The organism is Xenorhabdus lircayensis, assembly GCF_016306625.1.
Taxonomy (GTDB): domain Bacteria; phylum Pseudomonadota; class Gammaproteobacteria; order Enterobacterales; family Enterobacteriaceae; genus Xenorhabdus; species Xenorhabdus lircayensis.
This window is the reverse complement of the sequence record NZ_JACOII010000001.1, coordinates 1-6,349: the sequence shown is the minus strand read 5'-3', so window position 1 is coordinate 6,349 and position 6,349 is coordinate 1. Positions and strand designations below refer to the sequence as shown.

Genomic DNA, 6,349 nt, shown 5'->3' with positions numbered 1-6,349 from the left:
TGCCGGTCAGTGGCTGGATGAGGAGAGCGGACTGGTCTACAATCGGTTTAGGTATTATTCGCCGGTCGTCAGTTGTTATCTGACTCCGGATCCAATTGGCTTACAAGGTGGTTTTAATCCCTATTCATACGTCCTTAACCCAACCAGTTGGATCGATCCGCTTGGGCTAAACTCTAAAAAGTGTCAGCTTGTTTATCGGGAACTTACACCTGACGATGCACTTAGACTTGAGCAAGGGCTAAATCTGATGCCTAAAGGTGTAGGTGGTTCGATTGCGGCCCATGTTGAGGGTGTTAATACTGGTCATATCTCAGCAGCCTTATCCACTCGTGCCGCTGAAAGATATACTAGTGGCAATGGGGTAATTGCAATAGATGTAAAAAAAGCAGTTAAATTGGGTGCTAAATATATAGATCATAACAACGTAATGCAGGCAGTTATGCGAGAGGGAAGTCTCGAAGCTAGAAAGAATGCGAAGATAGCCGAGGAAGTCCTGTTTAAAGGTGAAATACCTTTTGAGGCAATTAAAATTTTAAAGAAATAGTAAAGGGGGAACTATGCCGGCACTATCAGAATATACAAATGTTTATAATACAGCGCTTAATATTCTTGATAAAAAAGGATATAGAGTTTGGTATGATAAAAAATTGCAAGCTTATTGTGCAGAGAAGAATGGTTGGGATTTTATGGGGAATACTCCCTGTGGATTGCTAGGCGTTATAGCGATATATGAATATAAACAGCCAGAAGAATACCAAGAATATTGGTGGCGAGATGATGAAAAGAGGTTGTATCGAAATATACCAGAGGAAACGCCAGAATATACATCTATAGTATACAAAAAATAATGACAATAAAACTGAATGAATATCGCTCAATTTTATGATATTACTTCAGTTAATAAATCACCGGTACAATAAATTTGCCGGTGATTTATATTACCTTTCCTTATCATCCACAATCAAGTCGTGTATTCGGTACTTAATTGTCTCCTGCGCGATAGTCATATCCAGAGTGTAGGAAATCATGTCTTTGGTTTTCCGCCTTTAACCCTTAGGGTGCTGAAACGAAAATATCCTTTGTGAATGACATTAAAAGTGGTTAACCATTATCTATCTAGTGATGATAGTATGAAGGAAACAGCCCATTTTTTGAGGGGATAGGCTGGAAGGTTAAAGATATTTATTTAATATAGGAGAATGAGAATATGACAAATAATTTCCCTGCTGTATTGGACAGTTTTATTAAGAATCACGGTGAATTGAAAAGAAGTATCAGTCAACTCTCAGATTCAGAGTCTTTTGAATTGGATGAGGTTTTTTTGAATAATCTAGAAGAATTGCTTAAATTGAAAGTATATCATTTAAAAGCCTTTGAGATTTTATTAAATTCCGTTCCGGAAAGAGCGATTTCTTATTTGAAGAATTATTATTTATCCGCTGATTTGATAGACTCTTGTGATGATCATGTAGCTGACCTAGCATTTATGTTTTCTGATATTAAAGAAATTCTAGGAGAAGATAAGTTGAATGAAGTCCTCAATTGTTCTGAGTTTACAGACTATAATAAAAATTTCTATCGAGTAAAACATGCTATTGAATTTGCTATGGGGAATTCTGAGTAGAGTTTAATGTTAAAGTTATTAATATGGCGTATTTTGTCTTTTTAAAGTCTTAGTCTAAGGACTATTTTAGAAAATTATATTTAATAAGCCGGAAAGATCCTTGTGCTCTTCCGGCTTTTTATCATTATCCTGCCTTATAATCCCCAATCAGTTCCCGCATCCGCAGCTTAATTTCACTGATTTGCTCGCGCTGGCGCTGGTATTGCTGTTTGAGGCTGTTGGTCTCGTCACTGTCGGGGATCAGCACTAAACAGCCATCCATGATCTTCACCGTAACCGAGCCGCCAATCTCAAAGCCGGCAGCCTTAAGCCATTGCCCTTTCAGGTGGATCGCGGGCGGTGCTTTGGTTTTGTCATTTTGCGGGACGTATCCCACGGTGTAATAACGTTCTGTTTTGGCGGCTTTATTTACCGCGCGGTTTTGCTTAGAATGCGCCTTAGCCATTATTCAACTCCTCGATAGTTGCTTATGGTGAGCAGCGTGTTCGGGTGCCCGCCCGAATACGCTGCGTTAATGTGCTTACTTCATCATCTTAGAAGACCAGCGCTCAGCCTCATACTTGATAATCATGCCTTCCAGTACTTCCTTAATCACCTGCCGCTGTTCCGGCTGCATGTTGCTGATAGCCTGAAACTGTAGAGCCAAATCGCTATCAGGCTGTAGCTCTTTATCTTCAAATATCAATGAATCCGTCGTCACCCGCAAGGTCTGCGCTATCTTTTTAATCGCTTCCAGCGACGGTAACGATACCCCGCCTTCATAGCGTTTTACCTGCGTGACGTGAATCCCAATGGCATCTGCAAATGCCTGTTGTGACAAGCCTTTTTTCTTGCGCAGGGCGATGAGTCTGTTAGCAATACTCATTGAATTAAACCAGTCTGAGAAATTTGCCATCATTTTATCCCCTAAAAAGTGCTTGCTTTATATTGGTATCCTATCGGATACTAAATAAAAGAGTAATGGAATCTTGACGTGTTTTATAGAGATCATGATATGGCTCGCATCCCGGAAGCCGAGTTGCAACACCTGAAAGCCGCCGTCTCGTTAGTTGCCGTTATCGAGCAGCAGGGGCGGAAGTTAACCCAGCGTGGCAAAGATATGACGGTGCTGTGCCCGTTCCATCAGGAGAAAACGCCGTCAATGGTGATTACCCCCGCCAAAAATCTCTATCACTGCTTCGGCTGCGATGCGGGCGGATCAGTGCTGGACTGGGTGATGAAAACCGAGGGGTTGAGCCTGCGCCATGCCTGCGAACGGCTGCGGGCAATGCTGGGCAGCAATCCGGCCGTTGAGCCGCTCTTGGATGATTCGGAACTGATCCGGGAGGCAGTCGGGCAACAGGCGCTGTTGTTACGGGTGGTTGAGTTCTATCACCAGACCTTGCTCAATGCGCCGGAAGCCCAGCAATACCTGAAAAAACGCCGCCTTGACCATCCCGAACTGGTCAGCCAGTTTAAACTGGGTTTTGCCAACCGCACCCTCGGTTACCGGTTGCCGGAGAAAAAACTGAAAGCCGGCGCCGAGATCCGCGCCCGGCTTCAGGCGGTGGGGTTGCTGCGTGAGAGCGGGCATGAACACTTCAGCGGGTCGCTTGTGGTGCCGGTGCTGGATTTACACGGGCAGGTACAGGAAATGTATGGCCGCAAAATCACTGACCGCCTGCGGGCGGGCACACCGCTGCATCTGTATCTGCCGGGCGCACATGGCGGGGTCTGGAACGAAGCCGGGTTGGTCGGTTCGGCCTCGGTTATCTTGTGTGAATCGCTGATTGATGCGATGTCGTTCTGGTGTGCGGGGTCTCGTCATGTGACCTGCGCGTATGGGGTACACGGGTTTACCGATGCCCACCGTGCCGCCTTCCGGCAGCATGGGATACAGCAAGTGCATATTGCCTATGACAATGATAAAGCGGGCAATGAAGCGGCGGCGCGACTGGCGGCCGAGCTGCAACTGGCCGGGCTGGATGTCTGGCGGGTCGTGTTCCCCGAAGGCTGTGATGCCAATCGTTTTAGTTGCGAAGTCGCCAACCCGGAAAATGCCTTCGGCCAGTTACTGGACGCGGCACAATGGCTGGGTGAACCGGCAAACAGGCCACTGGCAGACAACAATCCGGGCATCGTGGCACCCGTGCCGGCGGCGGCTTTAGTGCCGGAGCCGGGTGTGGTCACGACACTCGCCGACAACGGGGACATCGTGGTCCGGCAGGACGGGCAGGAGTGGCGGATACGCGGTGCACATCAGAAAGCCGGCGCTACGGTGATGAAAGTGAATGTGCAGTTAATCGACAAACACAACGGGGCGCTGTTCGTGGACAGCGTCGATATCCTGAGCGCCCGAGCCCGGTTGGCCTTCGTGCGTCAGGCCAGTCAGGAGCTGGCCTTGCCGGAAACGCTGATTAAGCGTGAGCTGGGGCGGGTGTTACTGGTGCTGGAACAACGGGCGTGGATGGCTGCTGAAACCACACCGGCCACCCAGTCCCTGAGTGCGGACGAGCAACATGCCGCCGAAGCCTTGCTGAAAGACCCCCAACTTATCAATCGCATCACCGCCGATTTAGCTGCCTGCGGGATTGTCGGTGAATCGACCAACCTGTTAGCGGGTTATCTGGCCGCCGTGAGCCGCAAACTGCCCAAACCCTTAGCCGTCCTGATACAAAGCAGCAGCGCCGCCGGGAAATCGTCATTAATGGATGCGGTGCTAAATCTGATACCGGAAGAAGAGCGCATCCAGTACAGCGCCATGACAGGGCAGAGCCTGTTTTATCTCGGTGAAACCAATCTGGCGCATAAAATCCTTGCCATCGCCGAAGAAGAAGGCGTCCGGCAGGCGGCTTATGCACTCAAGCTGTTGCAAAGTGACGGTGAGCTGACGATGGCGAGTACCGGTAAGGATGAAGCGACCGGCAACCTCGTCACCAAAAGCTACACGGTGAAAGGCCCGGTCATGCTGATGCTGACCACCACGGCGATCGATGTCGATGAAGAGCTGCTCAATCGCTGTCTGGTGCTGACGGTGAATGAATCCCGTGAACAGACCGAAGCTATCCATGCGTTGCAGCGCCACAAACAAACCCTTGAAGGCCTGCTGGCTGAGAATGAGCGGGACTATCTCACTGAACTGCACCAGAACGCCCAGCGGCTGTTAAGGCCGCTCAATGTGGTCAATCCTTACGCGAGCCAGTTGACCTTTATGTCAGACAAAACCCGTACCCGCCGTGACCATATGAAATACCTGACCTTAATCCAGAGTATAGCCCTGCTGCACCAGTACCAGCGGGAAATCAAGCAGGCCTCGCATCGCGGCAAGGTGCTCGAATACATCGAAGTGACCAGGGACGATATCCGGCTGGCGAACCAGCTCGCCCACGAGATATTAGGCCGGACGCTGGACGAAATGCCGCCGCAGACGCGCAAATTACTGAGGCTGATACAGGCCTGGATACGGGAAAGCGGTCAGCCGCGTCACGAGCAGATATTTACCCGCAAGCAGTTGCGTGATGCCGTTCAATGGGGCGATACCCAGCTCAAAATCCATCTCTCACGGCTGGTTGAAATGGAATACCTGCTGCTGCACCGGCGCGGGCTGACGTTCGCCTATGAACTGCTGTTTGACGGCGAAGACGGTGACACGGCGCACTTGTGCGGCCTCATCGTGCCGTGAAAGGAAGGTATGACGGGTTCCGGTCGGGGTAAAAGGATAAATGGTCGCCCCCTGGTCGGGGTGCAGTCGGCAGGCGGTCGGGCGTATGAAATCCCCGCAAAGGCAGGAACAGCAGGGCCTTACGGCAAAGCGGTCGGGTAACAGCAAAAAACACCGTTCCGGGGGGATTAACGAAACGTATCGTAACCGCCCTTATCACACAGACAGGAGGCTTATCATGGCATCACTGACGCTCAGACAACACATCCAGCATTACCTTGAACACCTTGATGCCCTGCGCTATACGCGGGACACCCGGATACATTATCAGAGCAACCTCATGCAGTTCGCCCGCTGGTGTGAGGAACGGGGCATTACCACGGCGTAACAGGTGAGCTTCGCCCAGTTGGAAAGCTGGCAACGTTATCTGTCCGCGCAAAAGAACCAGCAGGGTTACCCCATCTCAGCAGGCACTATCGTGAAAAAACTGACTAATGTGCGCCTGCTGTTCGGCTGGCTGGTCAAACGGCAATACCTGCTGTACAACCCGGCCCGTGATCTGGAACTGCCCCGGACAGATAAAGGGTTGCCGAGGCATATCCTGAGCGAGGAAGAAACCGCCCGTATCCTGACCATGACCAGCAGTGACACGCCGCTGGGTCTGCGTGACCGTGCCATCATGGAAATGTTGTGGAGCAGCGGCATCCGGCGTTCAGAGTTACAGCGGTCGCAGGCCGGTGATGTGGACTTCGGGCGCGGCGTGTTATTTATCCGGCTGGGGAAAGGGCGCAAAGATCGGGTCGTCCCGTTCGGTAACTCAGCGAAGCAGTGGGTACAGAGCTATCTGGCGGAGGTTCGTCCGCGTCTGGTCTGGGGAAAAGATCCGGGTTACCTGTTTGTCTCACAACAGGGGAAGGCACTGACCGATGGCAGCCTGACCCAGATAGTGCGCAATGCCCTGCATCGTGCCGAAGTGGAAAAACCGGGCGGGTGTCACCTGTTCCGCCATGCGATGGCGACGCAGATGCTGGAGAATGGCGCAGATACGCGGCATATCCAGGCCATACTGGGGCATGTCAGTCTGG

At 50.7% G+C, this 6,349-nt stretch carries 10 protein-coding genes; 6 read left to right on the top strand and 4 right to left on the bottom strand.

What is annotated here, in order from left to right:
- The 3 genes from H8A87_RS00035 to H8A87_RS00025 form a co-directional block, all read left to right on the top strand.
- Positions 1-544 (top strand): RHS repeat-associated core domain-containing protein (locus tag H8A87_RS00035; protein WP_198688000.1); only part of this gene is annotated, 544 nt, incomplete at its 5' end.
- 13 nt (positions 545-557) lie between these two features.
- Positions 558-848, top strand: coding sequence for a hypothetical protein (locus H8A87_RS00030; protein WP_198687999.1), 291 nt, complete (start codon positions 558-560; stop codon positions 846-848).
- Between the two features lie 359 nt (positions 849-1,207).
- Complete coding sequence (locus H8A87_RS00025; protein ID WP_232369971.1) at positions 1,208-1,624, top strand: hypothetical protein; 417 nt, start codon at positions 1,208-1,210, stop codon at positions 1,622-1,624.
- 124 nt (positions 1,625-1,748) lie between these two features.
- Here the strand turns inward: H8A87_RS00025 and H8A87_RS00020 are convergent, their stop codons facing one another.
- Together H8A87_RS00020 and H8A87_RS00015 are read right to left on the bottom strand one after the other, a co-directional pair.
- A complete protein-coding gene (locus H8A87_RS00020) occupies positions 1,749-2,069 on the bottom strand; it encodes a SymE family type I addiction module toxin (protein WP_198687998.1) in 321 nt (106 codons plus the stop codon).
- A 75-nt stretch (positions 2,070-2,144) separates the two neighbouring features.
- A complete protein-coding gene (locus H8A87_RS00015) occupies positions 2,145-2,489 on the bottom strand; it encodes a helix-turn-helix domain-containing protein (RefSeq protein ID WP_332460303.1) in 345 nt (114 codons plus the stop codon).
- A gap of 129 nt (positions 2,490-2,618) precedes the next feature.
- Between H8A87_RS00015 and H8A87_RS00010 the strand changes: the two genes are divergently transcribed.
- Both H8A87_RS00010 and H8A87_RS20135 read left to right on the top strand, forming a co-directional pair.
- Positions 2,619-5,285 carry a CHC2 zinc finger domain-containing protein gene (locus H8A87_RS00010; RefSeq protein WP_198687996.1) on the top strand — a complete coding sequence of 889 codons (2,667 nt, stop codon included), beginning with the start codon at positions 2,619-2,621 and terminating at the stop codon, positions 5,283-5,285.
- A 9-nt stretch (positions 5,286-5,294) separates the two neighbouring features.
- Positions 5,295-5,426 (top strand): hypothetical protein, encoded by a 132-nt coding sequence (locus H8A87_RS20135; RefSeq protein ID WP_269749503.1) that lies wholly within the window; start codon positions 5,295-5,297, stop codon positions 5,424-5,426.
- Between the two features lie 82 nt (positions 5,427-5,508).
- Here the strand turns inward: H8A87_RS20135 and H8A87_RS19625 are convergent, their stop codons facing one another.
- Both H8A87_RS19625 and H8A87_RS20130 read right to left on the bottom strand, forming a co-directional pair.
- Entirely contained in the window at positions 5,509-5,685 is a 177-nt protein-coding gene (locus H8A87_RS19625; protein WP_232369970.1) for a hypothetical protein, read from the bottom strand.
- A 42-nt stretch (positions 5,686-5,727) separates the two neighbouring features.
- Positions 5,728-5,862 carry a hypothetical protein gene (locus tag H8A87_RS20130; protein ID WP_269749502.1) on the bottom strand — a complete coding sequence of 45 codons (135 nt, stop codon included), beginning with the start codon at positions 5,860-5,862 and terminating at the stop codon, positions 5,728-5,730.
- Between H8A87_RS20130 and H8A87_RS19620 the strand changes: the two genes are divergently transcribed.
- Positions 5,851-6,349 (top strand): tyrosine-type recombinase/integrase (locus H8A87_RS19620; protein WP_232369969.1); only part of this gene is annotated, 499 nt, incomplete at its 3' end. The genes H8A87_RS20130 and H8A87_RS19620 overlap by 12 nt on opposite strands.